The sequence below is a fragment of the Cellvibrio fontiphilus genome, from assembly GCF_042646205.1.
Classification (GTDB): domain Bacteria; phylum Pseudomonadota; class Gammaproteobacteria; order Pseudomonadales; family Cellvibrionaceae; genus Cellvibrio; species Cellvibrio fontiphilus_A.
The window spans coordinates 410,871-435,415 of sequence record NZ_JBHRTF010000006.1 but is presented as its reverse complement, the minus strand read 5'-3'; the positions used below and the strand labels follow the sequence as shown (position 1 = coordinate 435,415).

General features: G+C 50.2%; 23 protein-coding genes and 1 CRISPR repeat array. Of the genes, 3 read left to right on the top strand and 20 right to left on the bottom strand.

The features are described from left to right. Window positions 1–26 precede the first annotated feature (26 nt). From ACFODX_RS15755 to ACFODX_RS15745, 3 genes are read right to left on the bottom strand one after another with little or no spacing between them, the layout of a single operon-like run. Window positions 27–2,525, bottom strand: coding sequence for a two-component system response regulator (locus tag ACFODX_RS15755; protein WP_378120892.1), 2,499 nt, complete (start codon window positions 2,523–2,525; stop codon window positions 27–29). Further along, complete coding sequence (locus ACFODX_RS15750; RefSeq protein WP_378120890.1) at window positions 2,522–5,257, bottom strand: response regulator; 2,736 nt, start codon at window positions 5,255–5,257, stop codon at window positions 2,522–2,524. Before ACFODX_RS15750 ends, ACFODX_RS15755 begins: the two co-directional genes overlap by 4 nt. A gap of 2 nt (window positions 5,258–5,259) precedes the next feature. Then, window positions 5,260–5,856, bottom strand: coding sequence for a YfiR family protein (locus tag ACFODX_RS15745; protein ID WP_378120888.1), 597 nt, complete (start codon window positions 5,854–5,856; stop codon window positions 5,260–5,262). Window positions 5,857–6,019: 163 nt separating this feature from the next. Here ACFODX_RS15745 and ACFODX_RS15740 point away from each other — a divergent pair, with 163 nt between their 5' ends. Next, window positions 6,020–6,871 carry a 6-carboxytetrahydropterin synthase gene (locus ACFODX_RS15740; RefSeq protein ID WP_378120885.1) on the top strand — a complete coding sequence of 284 codons (852 nt, stop codon included), beginning with the start codon at window positions 6,020–6,022 and terminating at the stop codon, window positions 6,869–6,871. Between the two features lie 14 nt (window positions 6,872–6,885). Here ACFODX_RS15740 and ACFODX_RS15735 read toward each other — a convergent pair whose 3' ends face one another. Genes ACFODX_RS15735 through ACFODX_RS15725 form a run of 3 tightly spaced genes read right to left on the bottom strand, consistent with a single transcriptional unit; the run spans window position 6,886 to window position 10,520 of the window. Further along, window positions 6,886–7,212: a YqcC family protein gene (locus ACFODX_RS15735; RefSeq protein WP_378120883.1), complete on the bottom strand. Its 327-nt coding sequence runs from the start codon at window positions 7,210–7,212 to the stop codon at window positions 6,886–6,888. A 15-nt stretch (window positions 7,213–7,227) separates the two neighbouring features. Next, the gene (gene dinG, locus ACFODX_RS15730) at window positions 7,228–9,366 is read right to left on the bottom strand and encodes an ATP-dependent DNA helicase DinG (RefSeq protein ID WP_378120881.1); all 2,139 of its coding nucleotides are present in this window, start codon (window positions 9,364–9,366) and stop codon (window positions 7,228–7,230) included. Then, entirely contained in the window at window positions 9,366–10,520 is a 1,155-nt protein-coding gene (locus ACFODX_RS15725) for a 1-acyl-sn-glycerol-3-phosphate acyltransferase (protein ID WP_378120879.1), read from the bottom strand. The genes dinG and ACFODX_RS15725 overlap by 1 nt, the downstream gene beginning before the upstream one ends. A 168-nt stretch (window positions 10,521–10,688) precedes the next feature. On the opposite strand from ACFODX_RS15725, the gene ACFODX_RS15720 reads away from it, so the two are divergent. Beyond that, complete coding sequence (locus ACFODX_RS15720) at window positions 10,689–11,108, top strand: YchJ family protein (protein ID WP_378120877.1); 420 nt, start codon at window positions 10,689–10,691, stop codon at window positions 11,106–11,108. A gap of 207 nt (window positions 11,109–11,315) precedes the next feature. Then, window positions 11,316–12,608, top strand: a complete 1,293-nt coding sequence (locus ACFODX_RS15715; RefSeq protein WP_378120875.1) for a diguanylate cyclase — start codon at window positions 11,316–11,318, stop codon at window positions 12,606–12,608. 66 nt (window positions 12,609–12,674) lie between these two features. Here the strand turns inward: ACFODX_RS15715 and ACFODX_RS15710 are convergent, their stop codons facing one another. The 14 genes from ACFODX_RS15710 to cas7e all read right to left on the bottom strand — a co-directional run bounded on the left by ACFODX_RS15710 (window position 12,675) and on the right by cas7e (window position 24,525). After that, on the bottom strand, window positions 12,675–13,691 hold the full coding sequence (locus ACFODX_RS15710; RefSeq protein ID WP_324258803.1) for an aspartate carbamoyltransferase: 1,017 nt from the start codon (window positions 13,689–13,691) through the stop codon (window positions 12,675–12,677). 148 nt (window positions 13,692–13,839) lie between these two features. Next, window positions 13,840–15,012 carry an FAD-dependent oxidoreductase gene (locus tag ACFODX_RS15705; RefSeq protein WP_324258802.1) on the bottom strand — a complete coding sequence of 391 codons (1,173 nt, stop codon included), beginning with the start codon at window positions 15,010–15,012 and terminating at the stop codon, window positions 13,840–13,842. Window positions 15,013–15,123: 111 nt separating this feature from the next. Continuing rightward, window positions 15,124–15,411: an STAS domain-containing protein gene (locus tag ACFODX_RS15700; protein ID WP_324258801.1), complete on the bottom strand. Its 288-nt coding sequence runs from the start codon at window positions 15,409–15,411 to the stop codon at window positions 15,124–15,126. After that, window positions 15,404–16,069, bottom strand: coding sequence for an MlaC/ttg2D family ABC transporter substrate-binding protein (locus ACFODX_RS15695; protein WP_378120871.1), 666 nt, complete (start codon window positions 16,067–16,069; stop codon window positions 15,404–15,406). Before ACFODX_RS15695 ends, ACFODX_RS15700 begins: the two co-directional genes overlap by 8 nt. Next, the gene (gene mlaD, locus ACFODX_RS15690; protein ID WP_378120869.1) at window positions 16,062–16,580 is read right to left on the bottom strand and encodes an outer membrane lipid asymmetry maintenance protein MlaD; all 519 of its coding nucleotides are present in this window, start codon (window positions 16,578–16,580) and stop codon (window positions 16,062–16,064) included. Before mlaD ends, ACFODX_RS15695 begins: the two co-directional genes overlap by 8 nt. A 2-nt stretch (window positions 16,581–16,582) precedes the next feature. Beyond that, window positions 16,583–17,374 carry a lipid asymmetry maintenance ABC transporter permease subunit MlaE gene (gene mlaE / locus ACFODX_RS15685; protein ID WP_378120867.1) on the bottom strand — a complete coding sequence of 264 codons (792 nt, stop codon included), beginning with the start codon at window positions 17,372–17,374 and terminating at the stop codon, window positions 16,583–16,585. Further along, on the bottom strand, window positions 17,371–18,180 hold the full coding sequence (locus ACFODX_RS15680) for an ABC transporter ATP-binding protein (protein WP_378120864.1): 810 nt from the start codon (window positions 18,178–18,180) through the stop codon (window positions 17,371–17,373). Before ACFODX_RS15680 ends, mlaE begins: the two co-directional genes overlap by 4 nt. 473 nt (window positions 18,181–18,653) lie before the next feature. After that, a CRISPR array of direct repeats spans window positions 18,654–19,780; the repeat unit is 29 nt; unit sequence CGGTTCATCCCCACGCATGTGGGGAACGC. A gap of 101 nt (window positions 19,781–19,881) precedes the next feature. Then, window positions 19,882–20,187 carry a type I-E CRISPR-associated endoribonuclease Cas2e gene (gene cas2e, locus ACFODX_RS15675; RefSeq protein WP_378120862.1) on the bottom strand — a complete coding sequence of 102 codons (306 nt, stop codon included), beginning with the start codon at window positions 20,185–20,187 and terminating at the stop codon, window positions 19,882–19,884. Beyond that, the gene (cas1e, locus tag ACFODX_RS15670; protein ID WP_378120860.1) at window positions 20,184–21,110 is read right to left on the bottom strand and encodes a type I-E CRISPR-associated endonuclease Cas1e; all 927 of its coding nucleotides are present in this window, start codon (window positions 21,108–21,110) and stop codon (window positions 20,184–20,186) included. Before cas1e ends, cas2e begins: the two co-directional genes overlap by 4 nt. Continuing rightward, window positions 21,103–21,606 carry a DUF3368 domain-containing protein gene (locus ACFODX_RS15665; protein WP_378120858.1) on the bottom strand — a complete coding sequence of 168 codons (504 nt, stop codon included), beginning with the start codon at window positions 21,604–21,606 and terminating at the stop codon, window positions 21,103–21,105. The genes cas1e and ACFODX_RS15665 overlap by 8 nt, the downstream gene beginning before the upstream one ends. Continuing rightward, the gene (locus tag ACFODX_RS15660; RefSeq protein ID WP_378120856.1) at window positions 21,581–21,901 is read right to left on the bottom strand and encodes a type II toxin-antitoxin system prevent-host-death family antitoxin; all 321 of its coding nucleotides are present in this window, start codon (window positions 21,899–21,901) and stop codon (window positions 21,581–21,583) included. The genes ACFODX_RS15665 and ACFODX_RS15660 overlap by 26 nt, the downstream gene beginning before the upstream one ends. A gap of 116 nt (window positions 21,902–22,017) precedes the next feature. Continuing rightward, a complete protein-coding gene (gene cas6e, locus ACFODX_RS15655) occupies window positions 22,018–22,626 on the bottom strand; it encodes a type I-E CRISPR-associated protein Cas6/Cse3/CasE (RefSeq protein WP_378120854.1) in 609 nt (202 codons plus the stop codon). Then, window positions 22,619–23,272 carry a type I-E CRISPR-associated protein Cas5/CasD gene (gene cas5e / locus ACFODX_RS15650; protein WP_378120852.1) on the bottom strand — a complete coding sequence of 218 codons (654 nt, stop codon included), beginning with the start codon at window positions 23,270–23,272 and terminating at the stop codon, window positions 22,619–22,621. Before cas5e ends, cas6e begins: the two co-directional genes overlap by 8 nt. A 2-nt stretch (window positions 23,273–23,274) precedes the next feature. After that, entirely contained in the window at window positions 23,275–24,525 is a 1,251-nt protein-coding gene (gene cas7e, locus ACFODX_RS15645) for a type I-E CRISPR-associated protein Cas7/Cse4/CasC (protein WP_378120850.1), read from the bottom strand. Window positions 24,526–24,545 lie beyond the last annotated feature (20 nt).

Here is a 24,545-nt window from a genome sequence, read left to right as displayed (position 1 = left end):
ATCATGCCAGTCAGTGGCAGCAAACCCTAAGCTGCTGACCACTGGGTTAGCCAGGCATCAAATTGCGCTGGCGGTAAGGCTTTGGAAAAGTGATAACCCTGAACCAACTTACACCCCTCATTCAACAAGAGTGAAAGTTCGTGTTCGGTTTCTACCCCTTCCGCAATGGTATCCATACCCAGTGACTGTGCGAGCCGAATGATGTAGCTGACAATTGCCAGCGAAGCCTCATCGGATTGCATGTCACGAACAAAGGATTGATCGATCTTTAAAATATTTACCGGCAAGCGGCGCAAATAATTCAAACAGGAAAAGCCCGTACCAAAATCATCAATAGCGATGCGGTAACCCAGATCACGAAAACGCTGCAATACCTGTATGGACGTATCCATATCACTCATCAACATACTCTCCGTCAGCTCCAGCTCCAGCGAATGGGGCGCAGCACCTGCCGCGAGCATGATGGTTTGTACTTCCTCCAAAAATCCGGGTTGGTGAAACTGCAATGCAGAGATATTGACGCTGACAACTACAGGTGCAACACCTGCCTGCTCCCACAAGGTCAGCTGGTGAGCCGCCTGGGCGATGACCCAATTACCGATAGGAATAATCAGGCCTATTTCCTCCGCCAGGGGAATAAAATCGTTGGGTGGAATCAACCCGCGCTCGGGGTGTCGCCAACGAATAAGCGCTTCTGCACCGTATAACCGCTGGTTATGGGCATCCACCTGCGGCTGGTAATGCAACTCAAGTTGGCCCAGTTCCAATGCCATACGCAGGTCATATTCCAGCTTAAGGCGATCCAATGTGCGGGAATTTAATAGCGGTGTATAAAATTGATAATTGTTGCGCCCTTTTTCCTTGGCGAGATACATAGCCGCGTCAGCATTTTTAATCAGCTCGCTGGGTGAATCGCCATCATCGGGGTACACCGCAATGCCAATACTCGGGCTGAGGTGTAAGGGCATTTCTTCTACTGAATAGGGTTTTAATAATTCCTCGCGCACTTTAATCGCGACCTCCGCAAGGCTTCGCTCGTCTTGCACCCGCGGTAATAACACCACAAATTCATCGCCGCCCAAGCGGGCAACCGTGTCGTCATTGCGAATCACATTTTTTAGCCGTTTGGCTGTTTGTCGCAGAATTTGGTCACCTGCCGCATGGCCAAGTGAATCATTGATATTTTTAAACCGATCCAAATCAATAAACAGCAGCCCTACTTTTTCTTCGCGCCGCTTGGCAGTATTGATTGCCATTTCCAGGCGATCATTGAGCAAGGTGCGATTAGGTAATTCGGTAAGGCTATCGTGATGCGCAAGGAAGTCGAGCCGCTCACGCGATTTTTTGCGCTCGGAAATATCGGTAAAAATCGCAATGTAGTTTTCAATTAAACCGTCGCCACCCAATACGCGACTAATAGAAAACCAAGAGGGAAATACCTCGCCGTTTTTGCGTTGGTTGGACAACTCCCCCAGCCAGGCACCGCGCTCATTAAGCACTGCAATCAAATTGCGAAAAAAGCCACGTGGATGCTGGCTTGCGCCCACTTGAGCGGCATCCACACCCAGGACTTCATGAGCGGCAAAACCCATCATTTTTTCGTAGGTTTTGTTGACCAGGACTATGCGAAATTGCGCATCCAAAATCATGATCGCCTCGTTGCTACCTTCAAACACCTTGGCCCATAAACGCAGCTCGGCTTCCTGATGTTTGCGCTGGGTGATATCGCGAATCACCATCACTATCTCTTGCTGCTCGCGCAGCATGATGCGCGCCTCCCAAGTGCGCACCACAGCATTAGAGGGCGACCATTCAAACTCCACCAATTGCTCGCCACGACCCGCAAACACACGCCTGATTTGCGGTGCAAGAATGCGATAGACAGGGGCAGGCAAATGCCCTTCCCCGCTAATTTCATCGTAACTGACCCACTGATCCATTTCGTGAGTGTAGGAACCCACTTGCATATCAATGACTTGTCCATCGCGATCAATACGCATAATCATGTCGGGAATGCCCGCGAGCAATGCGCGGGTTTTACCTTCGCTCACACTCACATCATGAAATGCTTTTTTAGCGCGCAAAATAAATTGCAATCGATAAGGCAAAGAGCCCCAACTGACTGGCTTGGTAATAAAATCGGTGGCTCCGGATTCGTAGGCAAGGTGAATGGATTCGATATCCCCCAAACCTGTCACCATCGCAATCGGTAAATCACGACCTCTTGGATCCTGCAGCAATTCCCGGCACAAACTAAAGCCGTCACCGTCGGGTAGCAACACATCAAGCAGGACAATATCGGGTTTTCGCTCAGCAAAACGCGCGCGCGCCGAAGCGCAATCTGCCGCTTCCATCACCTGAAAGCCTGCTTGCTCCAAAGTAATGTTGGTCATCAGGCGCGCCGCTTCGTCATCATCGATCACAAGCACGAGGCTGGAGCGTGTGTCGCCCAGAGTGATCAGCGGCACGCTGGTGTCGGGCGTAACATTACGCTCCGGTTCAAACATTGGGTGAGTATCTTTCATGCGGACAACTCCTTTCGCTCCAATTCCGCCAAACCTTCTAGCGATAAATCATAGAGCCGTAAAATACTGTCAACCTGATGCGCGGCATTTTCCATCTCACCATTGCGCGCGTTGGCTTCACAATCTCGACAGGCTGCAGCCAGATCAACAAGACCCAGATTAGCAGCGCTGTTTTTTAAATTGTGTGCCGTTTTGTAGAGCAAATTACTGTCCGCTTCTGCGACAGCTTGTGTTAATTGTTTCAATAGCCCGGGGCCAGCATTGCGAAACAACCCAATAATTTTTGGCAGCAAACCGGCACGCAATGCCTGTAATTGGCGAATGACTTGCTGATCAATTTCAATGAGCGTCGGGCTTGCAGCTGCGTCATCGGCGGCTTGCTCGGGCAACCAGCGACTGAGCATCTGGGCAAGCTGCTGCTGGGAAAATGGCTTGCTTAAATAATCGCTCATGCCCTGTGCCAAACAATATTCACGATCACCACTAATGGCGTTAGCGGTGAGCGCAATAATCGGGAGTGGGGATAATTTGCTGGCCTGTTCATAGGCGCGAATTTGGCGGCTTGCTTCAAAACCATCCATGATTGGCATCTGGCAATCCATCAATACCAGATCAAAGGATTCACGCTCCACCAGCGCCAGCGCTTCTTGGCCATTGTTGGCGATGCTTATCTCCAGCCCCATTTGCTGCAACATAGCTTTCGCCACTTCCTGATTAACCAGATTATCCTCTGCCAGCAAAACCCTGCCGCGCAGCACAATTGTTGACTCGCCAAATGCTGCCGATGCTGCAGAGGCCTGAATCGGTTTGAGCTGTGTCACTGACTCTTTGCCGCTCAAGGGTTGATAGATGAAATCACCTGCAGCTACCTGGGCGATCAGATCCCGTAGTTCTGCTTGGCGTACCGGTTTAACCAGTAACAATGCGCGCCGCGCCAAAGACTCCTGAATAGACACGCCCGCAGGACAAAGGATAATCACAACAAGTGGCAAAAAAATGGGTGAGGCCGCCAAGCTGTCCAATATCGCACTGGCATTCATATCAGCCATTGACCAGTCCACCAGCAACAGCTCAAAGGGTGCGTCGGTTTTTGCCTGCTTATTGAGAAGTGCCAGCGTTTCTGCGCCTGATTCCGCCAAAACCGGATTAATTCCCCAAGCAGTGAGATAACCACTGAGGATGTCGCGCCCGGCATCGCTATCATCTGCGACCAAAACTCGTAGAGGTTTAATTGCGGGAGTATCGGGAACAGGGGCACTGTTGGTTACCAATGCCGATGACTTTTCCAGCAATAAATCAAAATAGAAACGGCTGCCTTTACCCGGTTCACTTTCCAGCTGGATTTGCCCACCCATCATTTCCACCAACCGCTGGGAGATCGCCAAACCAAGGCCAGTGCCACCATATTTGCGGGACATGGAGCTGTCGGCCTGGGTGAAAGACTGGAATAGCTTTGCACTCTGCTCAGGTGAAATGCCTATGCCGGTATCGCGCACGGAAAACCGCAATTGCAATTGCGCTTCTTTGTCTGCAACAGAGAGCAGGCTCAGCTCCACCTCACCGCTTTCCGTGAACTTGATTGCATTGCCCAATAAGTTGGTAATGACTTGCCCAAGGCGCGGGCCATCGCCCACGACCGTTACCGGTGGCACAGGCGTTCGGCATAGCAATTCGAGACCTTTACCCTGGGCAATCGGGGCATAGCGTTCAGCGATATCTTCAATCAACGTATTGAGCTGGAATGGCATTAACTCCAACTCCAACTTGCCGGCTTCGATTTTGGAAAAATCAAGGATATCGTTGATGATAAGTAACAAGTCTTCACTGGAGCGACGCGCGACGCGGGCAAAACGTTTTTGCTTGCTATCCAGAGATGTTTCCAACAAGAGGCCCGTCATCCCCATAATACCGTTCAGGGGTGTGCGAATTTCATGGCTCATCACCGCCAGGAAATCACTTTTAGCCTTACTGGCGGCCTCCGCCAGTTCACGCGCGTACTGCAGCTCCAGGGTGCGCTCGAGTACCCGCTGCTCAAGCAATTCCTGATTCTGGCGCAACTCACTGTCTTGCATTTCAATGCGATCCAGCATGGCGTTAAAGCGTTTTGTCAGTAACCCCACTTCATCTTGAACGGCAGGCTCGGGCGCACGCGCATCGTAATGCCCTTGATCACCCACTCGCTGCGCCAGCTCACTCAAACTCCCCAAAGGCCGCATAACGCGAGAGATAAGCATCCAGGCCAAAACGCCAGATACCAATAGCGCTACCAACGCCGCCGCCAACACCCACACAATCTGGCCATAAAATTGTTGGCGCAGTGGTTTTAACGTGACATCAAGCTCCAAGTAACCCAGCGATTCATCCGCCCAGAAAACTTCTGCCCTGACCTGGGTATCGTAAACGGGATGCCCAGTAACTGACGATGCCCGGTACTCCGCCAATAACTGGTCATTGGACAGCATCAGGCGCGCTGCCGTCACCTTGGGTTCCACGCGCAATACGGCAAGGGTTTGCTGCGCTGCATCCCGGTCGGTAAACATACTTGGCGCAGCCATATTCAGCGCAGTTGCCTCCGCCAGAATTTGCAGCTGATTGTTTACCTGGGTGACTAGATAGTTGTACTGCTGCCAACTGGTTGCGAGTGCTGCACCCAATACCGCGATACTAGTTAGCAGCATGGCAAGCAAGCTGATCTTACGTGTGAGCGAGGTACCGGGCGTCATCTGCGGCATAGTTAGCGACGCTCCGTTTTAGGTTTTTTGGCCAGTTTGAGCAGCTGGCTACTGATCTTCACCCCGGAGCGCATTACCGCCTGTTTATTGATGAGAAACTCGATGCGGTTATCAGTGGTACGAATAAGCGCTATACCTACCTGGCTGTCGGAAGCACTTGGCTCATCGGCAACCAATAACACCCCCGAAGGCAACAATTGAGGCAATAACAGGTGTTCACCACTAACTGGCCGGTAAACCAGTTGGCAACTATCGAGGGAATTTCCTACATCGGCGTTATTGTCGAGGTAGATGATATGGACGGGGCGTTGCTGACGGGACTTTTTTTCAACCTGCGCCAAGGCCTGGCGGGTCGCTTCACCAGCACCCAAGGCACATAGCGATATTGGTTGATTTTTGGCTTGGGGCCACTCAATAAACTTTAAAAAGTTATAGACAAACGCAACACGCAAGCTCGCCTCGGACGCATATGCCGAAGCAACAAAAAAAGGCGTGGAGAGTAAAACAACCACGCCAGAATAAAACAAATGTCGACCAGCGACTTTGACCCAACTTCCCAGCACAGACTTCACCTTGTGCGATTCCCTCGTGCAACGCATTTTCAATCCGTTCAGGATAGCCCAGCACTGCGTGATTTGCGATAACGAGGTGTCGCATTTTCAAACGCTTACCCAGCCTTAAAACAGCATCAGGCCCGCTTGGCAAGACTAAGTGATATCATAGCGCCCAACGTTTTCTCTATTTAGTTGAGTGGCCAATCTTATGTTGTTGTTTGTCGATAACCTCACCAATGTCGATTTCAGTTTTCTGGATCCCCAACGTGGTTTGCTGGGTGAAACCTGGCTGGCAAACGTGCGTTTACACGGCGAGCTGGATGAACAAGGCATGGTGTGCGACTTCGGCACAGTGAAAAAAGTGATCCGCCATTGGCTGGATACTGAACTGGATCACCGTTTGGCAGTGCCCACTCAATCACCGCACATTCGCATTGAAGAAGACGGTGATTTTTTGAGTATTCACTGGCAGTTTGGCGACCAAGGCGAGTTCTTACATACCCGCTCCCCGCGCGATGCCATCGCCTTGGTAGATGCAGAAATACTCACCGAAGAATCGGTGGCGCAATGGTGCATTAGCCAGCTTAAACAACACTTCCCGATGAGTGTGGCGCGCCTGGAGCTAGACTTCACCCTGGAAACCATCAATGGTGCTTACTATCACTACAGCCACGGTTTAAAAAAGCACCGTGGTAATTGCCAGCGCATTGCCCATGGGCACCGCTCGCGCATCGACATTTGGGCTAATGGCAAAAAATCCCCCAAACTGGAGCAACAGTGGGCCGATGAATGGCGTGATATTTATTTGGGAACCCGTGAAGATTTAGTGGCAAAACCGCAGCATCAAGGTGTGGATTATTATCACTTTGCCTACAACGCCGAGCAGGGGCAATTCGAGATTACCCTGCCCCAGCGCTGCTGCTATTTGCTGGATACCGACACTACCGTTGAATTTATTGCGCACCACATCGCACAAAAAACCCGCCAGGAGAACCCTGAGAGTTTTGTGCGCGTGAAAGCCTATGAAGGAATTAATAAAGGAGCGATTGCGGAGGCGTAAGCCTGCCGCAATGCTTAGCTGCGCGTCAGCAGTTGATCAATTTTTTGCAAGTGCGCCACCAGTGGCGCGGAATGTAAATTCAGCACCGAAAAATATTCCTCCGCCATAGGCGCCACCGAACAATAACCGGGTAAATCTTGTTGTTGTTCGATAAGTGCATAGAGGCGCGGCAGCAACATAAATTGCAGCCATTGCGGAAAAGTCATGGTATCCAGCGCAAAAGGTTCGGTACTCGCCAGCGCTTCCTCAGCAATCATTTCTGCTTCCCACAACTGCAAACGGCGCAGCTCAGCCTCCACATCCATCAATACCGCCGCAACGGAAATATGCAGGTTGGTCATTAAGGTTTCACTCGTTTATTTGTGCACAATATGGGTAAAAGGTGGCAGCGAATTTAAAATCGCTTTGCCGTAACGTTTGGTGATAATGCGTCGATCCAACAAACTGATTTTGCCGGTATCAGTCTCGGTGCGCAGCAAACGGCCGCAGGCCTGAATTAATTTCAGCGAGGCATCGGGCACAGTAATTTCCATAAACGCATTGCCGCCGCGCGCTTCAATCCATTCCGATAATGACGCCTCAATCGGATCATCCGGCACGGCAAAGGGCAATTTGGCAATAATCACATGGGTGCAATATTTGCCCGGTAAATCCACGCCTTCGGCAAAACTCGCCAAACCAAACAACACACTGCCACGTCCGCCATCAATCGCCTGTTTGTGCTGCACCAGCATTTCCTGTTTGGAGTGATCGCCCTGCACCAGAATAATCTCGCGCAAGTCTTGCGGCATATCTTCCAACACATCCAGCATTTGTTTGCGCGATGAAAACAGAACCAGCGTGCCGGCATCGGGGTCAATCAAATTGGGTAGGTCGTCGATAATCGCAAGGGTGTGCACATCGGCATTGGTGGCTTCCACCGCCGCCGAGGGAATTTCCAGTGTGGCTTGCTGAAAATTAAACGGGCTGGGCACTACGTGGTAATTCGCATCTGCCGGTGTGCCGGCGCGCATTTGAAAACGCTGAAAATTGCCCAGTGCCGTAAGCGTTGCTGAGGTAATCACCGCGCCGCAGGCTTTTTCCCACAGGCTATATTCCAGGGTTTTGGCGGCGAGAATTGGGCTTGAGCAAATTTCCAAATCCAAACTGCCGCTGTTATCGACCGGAGTGATCCAGCGCGCTTTGGGCACGCTGCCGGGTTTATCGGGCGTGGCAAAACTCGCCCATAAATCGCGATTAGCTTCTGCGCGCGCCTGCCAGGTGCCGAGCACAGGGTAATTATTTTCCAAATCAATTTTGGGCACTGGGCAGTGGGCGTCTTCCATGGCCTGATTTAATTCGTCGCACATTTTTTTGAGCAGTTCGCTCAGGCGATCAAAACCTTTGTACAACTCCACACAGGGAACCAATAAATCCTGCGGAATAACGCCGTTATCAAAACGGTAGTGATTTTGGCGATCATCAAAAGCAATGGTTTGCGCGAGTTGATCAAACACCGGGTAGAGTTGATCCAGTCGCTGTTTGCAGTCGATTAAGGCCGCAGGCAACTGCTCGCCATAGCGATCCACATTGCCAGCGCCGCTCACCGCGCCGAGTATGGCACCCAAGGCTTTGTTGCATTGATCCAACCACTTGCTGGTGGAGAGCATGCGACTGTGGTGCGCAAAGTGGCTGAGCGCTTTTTGCGGCAGATGATGGCCTTCGTCAAAGACAAAAATTGCGTCTTCCGGCGCAGGCAAAATAGCGCCGCCGCCGAGGGCTAGATCGGCAAGCACTAAATCGTGATTGGTGACAATACAATCCACCGCGTGCATCGAATCGCGCGCTTTAAAAAAACTGCACACAGTTACATTGGAACAGCGGCGGCCAGTGCACTGGCGATGATCCGTGGTAATAATTTGCCACTCATTTTGCTCCAGCGCTTGTGGCCAGGTATCGCGCTCGCCATTCCATTTATTCGCGGCGAGTGACTCCACCATATTTTGATAGAGTTTTATGCTTTGCGCAGAAACGCTGGGGTATTCATCTTCATACAACGCTTGGGTGGGGTTGATGCCGCTTTCATATTCGGCAATCAAATTATCCAGCTTGCTCAAACACAAATAGCGGCCGCGCCCTTTAGCGAGGGTGAAAGAAAAATTCAGCCCGCTGTTGCGATGCAAATCCGGTAAATCTTTATTCACAATCTGCTCTTGCAGCGCCACGGTAGCCGTGGACACCACCAGTTTTTTACCAAGCGCTTTTGCCACGACCAAGGCCGGCAATAAATAAGCGATGGTTTTACCCGTGCCCGTACCCGCCTCCACCACACAAATATGACCGCCGGCGCGCTCTTCAATCAAACGATGATTTTCATCATCCAGTTCGATACTGCCGAGGGTTTTGGCAATTTCGGCAATCATCAATTTTTGGCCGTAGCGCGGCTTCAAGCCTTTATTTTCCAAAAAAGTGCTGTAGGCCGTTTGAATCTGTTTTTTCAGATCATCGCTAAGCATTAGATAGGGTTGCTCAATTTACTCACCACCGGGTTGGCATAAATGCCCAGCGCAATTTCACGCTGCCCTTCGGGAATGGCCGCCATGCGTGCGGCGAATGCGGCTTTTTCTGCGGTTAATTGCGCGGGGTTATAAGGTGTGTTGTTAACCCCATAATTCACCGCAGGCACTTGGTTGTGCAGCATTTCGTAGGCAAAACAGTTGGTGGCATGCAGCACGTAGTTGCCCAGAATTTGTTTATCCAGCGCGGCGACCAGCTCATCGGTATCGCGGTAATCCGCATCCAAAATATCGCCAAACGCCAGGTGCACATTGCCCTTGTCGCCCGCAATTCCCATGGCGATGCTTTTGACATCCTCGTGCTCTTCTTTTTGGTAACTGCCTTGGGTGCGCTGCAAATACAATTCGCGCGCCTTGGCCGCATCGCAAGGATCAAGCTCGTAAGAAATGGATACCGGCACAATGCGCAGTTGGCGAATGTAGGTCGCCAATTCTTCGGTTTTGGGTTTATTCAGGGCGATCATCCCCAGTACTGCGGAGTTGGTTTTATCAAAACCATCTTTGGCGCGGCCTTCGCGCTGGGCGATCCAAATACTGGAGTGCTCGTTGCAAATAGAATGATGGATATAAGACGACAAATATTTTGCAGCTTTTAATTTCTCACGCGGCGCCTGCGCCGAGCGATTCACAATAAAACTTTTGTTCAGGCGCATTAAGTCAGACACAAAGGGTTTGGTGAGCAGGTTGTCGCCAATGGCAATGCGGAGGGTATTGCTGTTGTTGTGGTAGAGCACCCAGTTAACAAATGCCGGGTCCATCGCAATATCGCGGTGGTTGCTGATAAATAGATACGCGGTTTTTTTATCCAACTTATCTAAGCCCGAGGAGGTGAGCGCTTTGACGCGCGTTGCCATCATGCTCGCCATGTATTTCTCTACCACATGCTGAAAGCCTTCAACGTCATTAATGGACGCCAACTGCTGGGTCAATTTGGCTTTCACCAAGGGTTTGAGCGCCCAACCAAACCATTGGTTCGCCTTGGGGAAACGCAGGCGCGCAACCGCATCGGTAAATTCCGGGTCAGCTAAAAGGCGATTAAGCGTAGGGCGAACTTCGTCATCGCGGTAGGGGCGAATATCATCAAAATCAGTCATAAACGGGAGTCATCTGGTAGGGCTAATGCGAGTTTTAACTGCAGTTTGTGTCTGGCGGGGCAATCCGTGCAGGCATGCCATCCCGAATGTGCTGGTATTGGGTGTGCTTTGCATAAGTGTGCGTTGCCGGCCAAAATAGGCGCACAAAATACCGAAAAGGGTCGCAAAATGCCACCACAAGCCAGCCACAACCCTCACGCCCCCTGCCCTTGTGGCAGCACAAAAACACTGCAGGAATGCTGCCTGGACTTTATCCAGCGCAAGCGTAACGCGCCCACTGCCGAAGCCTTGATGCGCTCCCGTTACAGCGCCCATAGTTTAGTGGCGGTTGACTACCTCTGGGATACCTGGAGTGCAGAGCAGCGCCTACGCTCTAACAAGAACGATATTCGCGCCTGGGCTGAAAGCTGCGATTGGCTGGGCTTACAAATTCTTGCCACCCAACAAGGCGGTGAACAGGACGACACAGGCATAGTGGAGTTTGTCGCTATCTATCGCCAGCAGGGGCAACTCCGGCAGCACCATGAAATTTCCCGCTTCACCAAAAGCTTGGGCAAATGGTTTTATGTAGATCATGCCGATGAATAAGGATGATTAATCCGCCATATATTTGGCTCATTCCTGATTGATTTGTGACACACACAGCGAAGCCAACAAAAAACTGTCGCCTGCTTATGCAATTGCTTAACGCAGCGGCGAGCGATGTTTAAAATAGCGCCAAAACATAATATACAACGCGCGTTTAGCGGCTACACTCTGCTGTGTGCTAACTGCCCAGACTACCCTCCCTGCCCTATGAAAATTTTGCTGGTTGAAGACAGTGCAACCCTGCGCCATGCCATGCGCAGCTACATCATCGACGCGGGCCACGAGCCGCTAATTGCCCGCAGCGGCGAAGAAGCGCTGCAACTGCTCGAAAATACGCCGGTAGATATGATCATTATGGACGTGGAAATGCCCGGCCTGAATGGTTTTGAAACTACCCGCCTGATCCGCGAATGGCTTGCCGGCCACTGGATTCCAATTATTTTTGTAACCGGTTTGAACGAGGATGAAAACTACCGCGAAGGTATCGAAGCGGGTGGTGATGATTACCTCATCAAGCCAGTGAGCTTTATGATCATTAAAGCCAAAATCCGCGCTATGGAACGCATCGCTGAAATGCGCGACCAGCTCAACCAGCTCAATGCTGAGTTAGAAGCTCTTAGCCAACTGGACAGCCTCACCCAAATCTACAATCGCCGCACCTTCAATGAGCTGGCGCAGCAGCAGTGGTCACAGGCAAAGCGCCATCAGCAACCGATTAGCGCCTTGATGATCGATGTAGATCACTTCAAATTGTTCAACGACCACTACGGCCACCCGGCCGGTGACAGCTGTTTGAAAAAAGTCAGTCAGGCAATCAAGGGCTGCCTGCATCGCACCAGTGATATCCTCGGGCGCTATGGTGGCGAAGAGTTTATTGTGTTGCTGCCAGAAACCGATGCCAAAGGCGCTATGCGCGTCGCAGAATCGATTGGTGAGGCGCTGGCTGAACTCAAGATCCGCCACGATATATCGCCCACCGATTCCTGGGTAACCGCGAGCATTGGCGGCGCTACCTGCTTACGCACCACCGGCCATGACTTGGAAGAGCTAATCAAAAATGCCGACCGCGCCTTGTATAAAGCCAAGCGTGCGGGGCGCAACAGAAGCTGGGTGGAAGAAGTCGCAACTCACAAAACCATTTTATTGGCGGATACCGATCAGGATTTGATCCGCCATTTCAGCGTTTGCTTGCAGGCACACTTCAATTTGTTGACGGCTGAAACCCATCACGAGTGCTTGGAATTGGCAGTTGAGCTACACCCGGATTTAATTCTGCTAGGCACAGGAATTGTTGATACCCAGGCGGGCATAGAGTTATGCAACTGGCTGGCGCGCACACCCAAAACAGCTAACTGTCAGCTGGCATTGGTTAGTGAGCAAAAGGATGCGGAACTGGAAGCACTGGGCGACAAATTAAAAATCACCCGCTTTTTTGACAAGAGCCTCAGCGCACCGGCCCTGCTTAATGCCATCGTCAAACTGCTCAACGATACACACTAATCGCCGGTGGGCCGACACCATAACATTACATGCCCGGACTGCTGACCGGGCTGTATTTCAAACTGATTAATTGCTGCGCAGCGAGTTATACCAATTCACCTCGCGTGCATACTTGTCTACCTGATCCGCCACATCCAACACCAGCGCAAACAGTGCCATACGTACCAACACACCATTATCGGCCTGACGGAAAATTGCCAGGTTCGGATTGGCATTCAAGTCATTATCCAACTCATTGGCATCGGCGCGGGAATCACGCGGCAGCGGGTGCATAATCACCGTATTGGGTTCGCAGTACTGGGTGTAAATGGATTGATTCAGGCGGAAACGGCCGCGATATAAATCAGCCTCCTCCTTACTGGCAAAACGCTCCTCCTGAATGCGGGTTGAGTAGGCGATATCAATATTGCCGATGCTGGACGCCAGCTCATCGGTAATCACCACCTTGTGGCCTGCGGCGCGCAGCTCCTCCACTATATATTCCGGCATAGCCAGCTCTTTGGGTGATACCAAGCACAGGCTGACGTTTTGAAACAGGCACAACAATTTACACAGCGAATGTACGGTACGGCCGTGTTTTAAATCGCCAATCATGGCAATGCGCAGGCCATCGATACCGCGACCATTGGAACGCAGCTCTTTGCGGATGGTGTACAAATCCAACAAAGCCTGGGTTGGGTGCTCATTGGCGCCATCGCCACCATTGAGCACCGGAACGCGGCTTCCCTCAGCAAACTCCGCCACTGAACCGGCCTGGGGATGGCGCATACAAATGACATCGCTGTAGCCAGACAACACCCGCGCGGTATCAAACAGCGACTCGCCTTTGGTAAGGGATGAACTTTCAAAACCCGTCGTTTCACGCACATTGCCGCCCAACAGGTTAAAGGCGGAACCAAAGCTCACCCGGGTGCGGGTACTGGGTTCAAAAAACATATTGCCCAAAATCGCCCCCTCTAATACGCGCGTGACCTTACGGCGCAGGGCATAGGGTTCCATGGCATCGGCCACGTCAAAAATGCGCTGGATATCCGCGCGTTCAAATTGTTTGATGGAGAGAATGTGCGCGCCAGTAAAATTCACAAGGAGTCCTTAGCGGTGAGACCGCTGACCAAAGAGGCAAAACCAAAGGGGGACAAAAACGGCCGCCATTTTAACGGCAGCAAAGCGCCAGACCAACGGCCAAGCGCAAAAAAACTGCTGGTACAAACACCAAACGGATGACGGGATTTTAATGGACAGGAATCAGCGACACCAACCGGGTATCGGCGCGCCGCTCTTTGGTGGGGAGCGAAGGCATGATGCGCGCAAGAGCCGCCTCAGCCGTTGCACGGTAGGTGGTCAACTTGCCCCCCATCACACTCAGCACCCGCGGATGATGCTCATCGTCTACCGAAAAAATCACATCTCGCGAGCGACCAAATGCCGCTTTATCGCTCTTGGGTAATACACGCAAACCGGCAAAGGTTTCTACCTGAGTGTCATCGAGAGCCAGGGCCGGGAAATAGTGCTTGAGAGTAGCCAGTAAATAGGCCTGTTCCTGCTCGCTGCAGTAGGCCAGATCCGGACGCCCCTGATAGGGTTTTTCGGTAGTACCCACCATTAATTTCCCCTCCCATGGCAGTACAAACACGGCGCGCTGATCACTGGGGGCTTCAAGATAAAAGTACTGGGACAAGAGCGGTGGCAGCAATAAATGACTGCCCTGCACCAGTTCTACCGGTGGATGTTTCACCGCCGGCTTGATATTGGATAAAACCTCTGTCGCCCAGGGGCCAGCGCAATTCACCAATACCCGGCAGCTGATGGATTGCTGCTGACCAGCATCCGTTTCTATATCCACCTTGCAGCACTGGCCATTGCGCTCAGCCCCCACAAAACGCGCAGGCATTGATAAATCCGCACCCAACAGCACCGCCGATTGCAGCACCGCACGCGTCAGCGCGGCATCGTCAGTTTGTGCTTCGTTGTAACGAAAAACAGCTTTGAGCCCCTGTTGGTTTAAACCTGTCAACTGATCCCACTCGGCGTGAGGTAACTGCCTGAATAAACTGTTGCGATCAAACCCCGACAAAGTCGCATACAAACTTAGCCCGGTGCGAATAGTCAGCGCTGTGCGTGTGGAATTTTCATAAACAGGAATATGCAATGGGCGCAGCTTTACCAACTCGGGCGCAAGGCGCAGCAATAAGGCGCGCTCGCGCAAACTTTCGCGCACCAAACCAAACTGGGCCGATTCCAAATAGCGCAAGCCGCCATGAATTAATTTAGAGGACTTGGATGAAGTGCCCGCTGCCGGTGCTGTTTGCTCGACCACTAAAACCGAGTAGCCCGCCGCTGCCGCTGCCTGAGCCACACCAGCGCCTTGAATACCTGCACCTATAACGACTATGTCGTATTTCATGAAGTCTCATCCGCAAGAAGAATCGGCCGCGAGAAACGTCAGCCACAAAAAAATCAATCAGAGTATAAACAGACTGATGCGAATGATCGATACACAAACTTCTGTACGGAATCACTGGCAATGAATAATGCCATCCAGATCATAGAGTTTGAGCAGTTTACTGGCAGCAGATGGCAATTGCCTGACCACAAGGCTTAACTCTTGCGCATGAGCCAGGCTTACCGCTGCCAACAACAGCGCTGCTATGGAGGAGTCGACCTTGCCGGTATCACTGCAATCCAGTGTGTGTACACCGGGCTGGATACTGGAGGTCAAGGCTTTGCGCAATTGGCTGAGTGTTTCAAAGCTGACCTCGCCGCGCACAAAAATCACCCCCTCATGCACCTGAATCTCACTCATGGTTTGTTGCCGCCTGATTATTTTGTTCCGTTAAATGCTGAAGGAATGCGTCCAGACCGATGCGATTAATTTCTTCATCAAATGCGCCGCGCGCAGTCACCACCAAACTGATGCCCTCCACATTCACGTCCACAATTTTCCACTCTTGCTGGTGCAATTCCAGCCGCAGAAAAAGAATCACCTGTTCTCCGCGCTCATTATTAACACGCATTTTCAGAGTAGTTTTGGACTCGGACGAATTACCCATTTTATTATCGCGTCCCAACATTTCAGGCTGTGTATTGCGATAGAGATAAAGTGTTTTGGTGTAAGTGCGAATCAGGTAGCGCTGAAACTCGCGCAAATATACTTCCCGCTGTTGCGCCGAAGCGCTGCGCCAATGTTTGGCTAGCGACAACTGCGCCATACGCGTAGTGGCCAAATACGGCAGGGCCGACTCAGCAACCAGCGCGCGCAACTGCTCAGGATTTTCCTGATAAAGCGCCTCATTGGTTTTTAATTGCGCCAAGACTTTTTCAATCGCCGCCTGCATTACCACTACCGGATCCTTGGGGGTGCCAGCCGGTTGTGCCCAAGCAGTGATCGACAGCAAAAAAACCATCGCTGGTAAAAAAATAGTTATGCTTTTTTGATGCAATATTGATGCAATTTTATTCACGGTTAGCCCCCTCTCCTACTTCTGTGCCAGACGCCGCAGCAGGCGCTGGTGTGGCGGAACCAGAAGCCGAATTTAATCCAAATTGGCCGATCAGTTTTTCCAACAAGAGTGCAGATGAAGTGAATTCTATAGTGTCGCCCGCCTCAAGCATTTCCTCCTCTGCGCCCACATCAATACCAACGTACTGCTCGCCCAACAAACCCGAAGTGATAATGCTGGCCGATGAATCCACACTAAATTGATAGCGGTTTTCAATCGCCATGCTGACTTTGGCCTGATAACTGTCAGTGTCCAATTCAATATGAGTTACGCGCCCCACCACCACGCCTGCACTTTTTACCGGCGCACGCATTTTTAATCCGCCAATATTGCTGAAATAGGCCTGCACTTCATAACTGGGCGCTGCGCGAAAGCTGGATTGATTCGCCACTTTCAAGGCTAAAAAAACAATTGCCGCCAAACCCAAGGCGACAAAAAAACCCACCCACAAATCCACTGCGGTGCGACTCATGATTAAAATCCTCTGAACATAAATGCTGTCAATACAAAATCCAACGCTAGCACTACCAGCGCAGAAACCACCACAGTGCGCGTTGTTGCGCGCGAAACACCTTCAGCAGTAGGTACAGCCGAATAACCTTCATAAACCGCAATCAAACTCACCGCAAAAGCAAAAATAATACTCTTGATAATGCCGTTCATTACATCCTGATGAAAATCCACCGCGTTTTGCATCTGCGACCAAAAGGTGCCGGCATCCACGCCCAATAATTGCACCGCTACCAAATAACCGCCCCCAATACCCAGCGCACAAAAAATCACATTCAACAGTGGCAGTGAAATAACACCCGCCCAAAAACGTGGCGCAATCACTCGCGCAACGGGTTGAATCGCCATCATTTCCAACGCGGTTAATTGCTCCGTAGCCTTCATCAAACCAATTTCGGCAGTTACCGCTGAACCCGCGCGGCTGGAAAATAACAATGCTGATAACACTGGCCCCAACTCACGCACCAAGGCTAGCGCCACAACCATACCCACACCATCACCAGAGCCAAAACGCTCCAGTGTGTCGTACATTTGCAAGCCCAACACCAGGCCCACAAACAAACCCGAAACCATAATAATTAACAGCGAGAGCACACCAATAAAGTAAATTTCCCGAACCACTAACCAAGGCCTGCGTAAACACATGGCAGACATAGCCACGACAGAAATAAAAAATCGACAAATAGCACCAAGCAATATCAACCGCCCCGTAACCTGTCGGCCTAGCGCTTCCACCGCCTGCAATAAAAATTTCATTGTGAAGGCTCCAATAATTGCTGCGCATAATCCGGCGCGGGGTAATGAAACGGCACGGGGCCGTCGGCTTTGCCATTAACAAACTGCGCAAGAAACGGATGTTCAGACTGGGTGATATCCGCGGGAGTACCTTCGGCAATTACACTGCCATCGGCGATCATATAAACGTAATCCACAATTTTCAGGGATTCTTTAATATCGTGAGTCACCACAATAGAGGTAGCGCCCAGTGCATCATTAAAACGCCGCACCAAGCGCCCGATTACGCCAAGGGAAATAGGGTCAAGGCCCGCAAAAGGTTCATCGTAAAGAATTAATTGCGGGTCCAGCGCAATGGTGCGCGCCAATGCCACCCGCCGCGCCATACCGCCAGAAAGTTCAGAAGGCATAAGCCCATGTGCACCGCGCAAACCCACCGCGTGTAATTTCATTAGCACCAAGCTGCGAATGACATCCTCCGGCAAATTGGTGTGCTCGCGCATTTGGAAGGCAATATTTTCAAACACGGTTTGATCAGTAAACAGCGCACCCATTTGAAATAACATGCCCATTTTGCGCCGCAGTAGAAACAAATCCTGCTGATTAAGCTCCGCCACCGACTGTCCGTCCACCAACACCCTGCCCGCTGTTGGCCGCACCTGCCCGCCAATTAAACGCAGAATAGTCGTTTTACCGCAGCCACTCCCACCCATTATCGCCACCACCTTACCGCGTGGAATGCGCAGGGTGATGTTGTCCAAAATCTTGCGCGCCCCATAACCAAAAGAGACTTGCTCCAGCGCCACCATTACCGACTCATCGCTCATACCCGGTTGCTATCCTTTTTTCGTAAAAATGACAGTAGCCTAAGTGTTGCCTGATACGGCAAAAATACAAGTTGGGGGGCTGATGTGGATCAAATGGGAGGGAATTAAGTTAAAGCTTGGCTATCTGCACAAGGCAGCCGCTATTACGCAACATCAATTTTTCAATCTGCATCAGCGCGTTAAATACTCGCTTGATAACAATTAGGACGGAATCAATCGCTTTATAAAAAATGCATATCCTGTTTTTTGCTGAGATTTCTTATCACTCTCTTTTTTGCGTATTCAAAACAGAAATTGTTCTTCTTTGGTGGACAGCACCAAACGTGCAAATGATAAAAATTATGCGGTGATCACTCTTGAAAAGAAAAAACACCTATTAGTTCGGGAAACCAATTCATAAACATCGCCTCTTCCCCCGTCCCAATAGTTGAAGGGGAACTCTGTAAGTTTGAATATGAATAAATTGGTTCGAACGATTCATCCCCACGTATGTGGGGGACGCATAACAGTCCTGCATCATCATTTTCTTTTAAACGGTTCATCCCCACGCATGTGGGGAACACGCAGCCTCATGTTCGTATGTTTTTACATTTTCCGGTTCATCCCCACGCATGTGGGGAACGCTGGTGGTGGTCGTTGTTTTTGGTGATGATCTACGGTTCATCCCCACGCATGTGGGGAACGCGGTGGTTATATTGATCCGCCCCCGGGCCCAAACGGTTCATCCCCACGCATGTGGGGAACGCATGCTGGCCAGTCCTATGAGTACAGCTCCGACCGGTTCATCCCCACGCATGTGGGGAACGCTCACTTTCAATTACTGCTGTTGTTCGCCATGGCGGTTCATCCCCACGCATGTGGGGAACGCATTCCCATCGGTTGGCAGATAGTCTTTAAAGCCGGTTCATCCCCACGCATGTGGGGAACGCTGCGTAATCTCGCTCCAATTTATCAGCGCGCTCGGTTCATCCCCACGCATGTGGGGAACGCGGCTGTCTCCAAATTCTCCAATAAAAGGCGAGCGGTTCATCCCCACGCATGTGGGGAACGCTTTTTGAGGTATTGCTCTATATACCCCAAAAACGGTTCATCCCCACGCATGTGGGGAACGCGTATCCCCATATATTTTGATTGCTGTATGGGACGGTTCATCCCCACGCATGTGGGGAACGCTGTGCATCGCAATCGCGTCTGGGTCGTGGTTGAGGTTCATCCCCACGCATGTGGGGAACGCATTGTTTGCAGGCCTCGTAATCTGTAGTGTTTCGGTTCATCCCCACGCATGTGGGGAACGCAGCTGGTTCCATAGCGAACATCCAAACTGATTCGGTTCATCCCCACGCATGTGGGGAACGCGACCAATCAATAATATCCGCTGCGGTTTTCCACGGTTCATCCCCACGCATGTGGGGAACGCGGATCTTGTGTTGTTGCTTCCATTTCAAATACCGGTTCATCCCCACGCATGTGGGGAACGCTTTGCTGGGGGCTTTCTCGGAGTTGACATCTTCGGTTCATCCCCACGCATGTGGGGAACGCCTATTTGTTGCGCGCTGTGCGGCGCGGCGGCGCGGTTCATCCCCACGCATGTGGGGAACGCACTTGATGCAACCCATTGATCTACCGAAAGAAAAATGGGTTGCGGAATCTTACCGATTTTTAAAGAGCAAAAACACACCACTCATAAATATTGATGATGTGTCAAATGGGATCAGCTTTTTTATCTGGAGGGAGGAAAGACACTAAGCGCAGCCCATCAAAATCCACCGGAATCCGACGATTGTTACCTAGTGTTTGAAAGTCAAAGCCAGATTCCGTATTCGTTACCCACGCCATGACGATATTGCCGTCTTCGATCATTTTTTCGCATTGCTGCCAAATCATTTCACGCACGCGGCGAGTGACATCGCCCACATACACACCCGCCCTCACCTCCAACAACCACACCGCAAGGCGACCCCGCAAACGGGGCGGAACGTTTTCAGTCACCACCATTAACATGCTCATTTCGTGCGATGTCCTTCATCACCCAAACCATCGGGATTAGGAATGGCCGGTGCGACAGATTCGGGGGGTATTTCCGGTGGTTTTATTTCACCTGCCGCAAGCACTTCTTCAATAGTGGGAATGATTTTTTCAAGAATATGGCTGCTGCGAAAAATATCGCGGCATGCCAAGCGCACTTCGCGATCTGGGTTGTGTGGTTTTTTACCGGCGATACGAAACGCGATGGGCACAACGGAATCAAATTTAAAAATATCCGCAATGTCATACACAAACGACAGTGGCTTTCCTGTATGGATAAAACCCACTGCCGGTGCATAACCTGCGGCCAGTACCGCCGCCTCGGTGATGCCATACAAACAAGACGTCGCCGCCGACAAACATTGGTTGGCAATATCGCCCTTCTCCCAATCTTTTACATCGTAATTGCGGCCATTCCACTGCACACCATACTGCTTCGCTAGCAGCCTATAAGTCTCACGCACTCGCGCACCTTCAATGCCGCGTAACTGCTCAACACTACGCCGTTGCGGTGGCGCCTCACCAAACCGCAGCTCATACATTTTGCGTACAACTTTCAAACGTAAATCATCATCCAATGCAAGTTTGGCTTGATACAACAACCGGTCTGCACGCGCGCCACCCGGCTGGCCGGATGCATACAAACGCACACCCGCCTCGCCCACCCACACCAATAATGTTCCCACTGTACTCGCCAACTTTACTGCCGCATGGGAAACGCGTGTACCTGGCTCCAACATTAAACAGGCCACCGAACCGACAGGAATATGAGTGCGAATACCCGTTTGATCGATGACTACAAAAGCACCATCGACCACATCAATTTGGCCGTATTGGATAAACATCATGGAGATGCGATCTTTCATTGGCAGGGGTTTTAGCGGAGGTGGTGGAATATCACTCATTGGCTAGCTCCAACACAGATGCGATTAGAGTTTCACTAATAAAATATCCAGAATCTCTAAGCTCATAGATTTTTGGTTTGATGCTTAGTAAAAATCCCTTTCGCTTCGCCAACAGCAAAATGCCCAGTGTACCGACAACATTTAAATGATGCGCCTTCGCCGCCAAACGCCCTGCCCGCTCATCGATAAGAATTGTCGCGGAGTGTTGGATTGCATATTCCAATGCAGACATTTCCCCAACGTCCAAGTGTTTGAGCGATGTTCTAACCACAGGGTCATCTACGATGATCAAACGACCATCAGCCAAGGCCTCTTTGATACGCAGAGCATCGCTAGATTCAGGTTTCGCAAGGCACTCAGCGATAACGGTTTGAGTAACACAGACTGAAGAAAATAATTGGCTTAATAAGGTTAAAAAATCCAACCGAGCCAACGCCAACAACGGGCTGGTGTCTGCCACCAATAATTGATTAATCCTTAAATTGCTCAAGCTCATCCGCTAACTCTTCCTTTGAGTAATCAACGATAGGGATTTTTTTCTCGGCCAATATATCCATCATTTCCGAGGCAGATACCCCCGCCACGCGCGCGGCCTGCACCAGCGTTGCCTGCTGGCTGGCAAACAACCGTATGGCAAGCGACATCCCAACACCAGACTCCAACAAAGCATCATCAAACGGCACCGCCACAAATACCGGCTGCCCATGTTTGGTGATAAGCGACAAATGCCCCAACTCCGCCTCGCGGATAAGCTCCCCTGTGCGATTGCGCAGGTCACGAACCGTAAACATCTCCATAAAAACCTCTATTGTGCCAACAAGTGTTGGCACATTTTGCGCGCTGGGTGGTTGTTTTTCAAGCAGATGTAGCTAAACCCGTGGAATAAGACGGGTTTGCATACGACATATCAGGCAGGAGCTATGGACAACATTCCACACCCAAAGGATTTGGCTGGGCCGATGCCCTGCTCCATCATTGCTATCAAAGCTGTGGGGTTTAGTACCTGCAAGACACCATCGAATAAAACAGTTTGAATTTTTCCGCTACGCTGTTCCTTATGCTTGCGAAAATTAAGAACCAACTCCTTCTGAATATTTAAAGACTGCAACAATGCAATATTCTCAAATTTTCGCTCAAGCCATGCCTGTTGTTGCTCTTCATGGATCAAAGGAACCCGTGCAGTTCGGGTAAAACTTTTCCCCTTTTTTTCCACAACGCCCTTTTCGGCATCTTTAATTGTTTTAATCGGATTAGCACGCAAACGAAAACGTAAAAACTGACCTTCATGCAGCTGCAAGGGAATCTCTCTGCAAGCCAACAATTCACCCTTAGCACCAGCCATGGGCTTATCCACAGACTGCATCAACAATTGTGCTGATTGGTTTTTGACAACATTTTCGACGCGAAATAAAAAACTTCTATTTTCATCGGGTCGGTCAGGAAACAATTGCCAAAGAGCTTTGTGCAGTTCATACGGATTTTTAGCATGCTCCCAACCTAGTTGAACTTTACTCAAGTACACGTGAATCTCCTTTTGCCTTACTCATATACACCATGCGACTGGCGAATTGACGTGGCTGATGAATGATTGGTACATCGCGTTTTTTCAGCGGGATGGAATTTGTACTAGATACATCAGCATAAACAGTGCCACCAAACGGCTCCACTAAAGCCAACGCTTCAAGATGATTCGCCGCAATAACTTCACATTCAAAAAGTGGGCGTGACAATGCGCAACTACGACGACCCAATACAGGTGTATATATGGGTTTTTGAATCGCAGCTTTCACCTGAGATAAAAGAATTGTTGCGTTTTCAGTATTCCAAATCGCCAATGTGTATTTGGCGTCTTGCCAATACTCCCGCCACGTTTGAATAGTGTCGTGTGTTTTTAAACCGTGATAATCCACACGCGCATCTTTAACGGTGTGGTAGTCAGTCATTTTTTGACCTTGCTGATCCACCCGCACCGCAAAACCTATACTAAGCACCAAGGCTTGCTGTGAGCTTTGATCAAGCCGATCAATACCCAAGCAAGCTCCAATCAATCCCAACAGAGCACTGCGCCCAGGAAAAAGCTCTGATGGTCGTAAACCCTCAAAACTTTCTCGCCCCCACGCCTGCAAAACTCCATCAAGTTTTAAAATCAAATAATCCTGCATGGTTACGCCTCCAAGGCTGTCCCATCATTGCGAACCCAAGCTTCCAAATCAGGTAAGGATGATTTGCGTTCAATTCCTGTAGGAAGATCTATCTCCTCCAAAGAAAACTCTGCACAGCTTTCATCCAACCCATAACCGCGATGCGTTTTATCCCAGTATTCATTTAGTTTTTTAACGGATGGTGTACGAAACCCACCACCTGAATCAGCTTTAATTGGCTGCTCAAATGCATTTGCTAATGAAATTGGCTGGTCAGAAAAACTGACCAAGGCTTGATCTGCAAGGTTATGCGCTGCAAAACTTTGTTGTTTTGCACTTGGCACTTCAGTGGCCAGCATATGCAAGACATGCGCTGCAATTTCCAAGGCTTTCTCACGTGGAGCATCGCCAAGATTTTTTTGCAACTGAGCAATGTTTAAGCTCGCATAACGGTAAAAAACGCCCGATGAAAACTCTTGGGTGTCCAAATGGCCGGAGCCAAGTTCTTGCAAATCATCCACTGCTGTAAACCAATCAATATCGGCATCGACGGAATGAGTGGTAATAGCGTGAGCTACGGCGAGGGCACCATCTATATTTGTCATTAAACCTGAGGTAGCCATACGCCCCGAAAGGGCTATATCCATTGCTTTGCCACACGCATTCGCCAATGCATCTGTGTTGTCAGAAAGAACTGATTTAATTTTTTTGAGCAAAAACTGATCTTTTATTTCAGCATTAGATAATTTAGGCTTTTTTGCAGTAGCTTTTCTTGCATTTTCTTTTTCAATAGACTTTTGAAGTTGATCTAATTCCTTTTCAGACAATGGCGTTTCATAGACTTCTTTTACCTTTGTACAGAGATATTTAAATTCTGAAATCGACCAAGGAGCCACAGCAACTTTTTTTGAATCCGTCGCCACTTCATCGTCGCCACCGTCTTCTTCGTCACCTGAATCTACAACTTTACTTGAAAATACTTCAATTGATTTAGCCACCCATTCCAAGCCAAGATCAAACGACTCATCCTTTCCAAGAATACTTTCAAGCTCTTGGCGCAGAAGATCCAACTGTCGAGTTCTTATAGATTTCTCCGGAAAGTGTTTCTTATAGTAATCACTCACTCGCATTGCACGCTTTAAACTCTGACTAGAAATGCGTACACGGCGTTTGCCACCAAACATCGCCGATTTTTGCATATTCATATCATCACGATTTAAACATGACGGGCTATGAGAAATTAACACATGAAAATTAACAAAATTCTTAGTCATACGATTTTCCTTGATAAAAT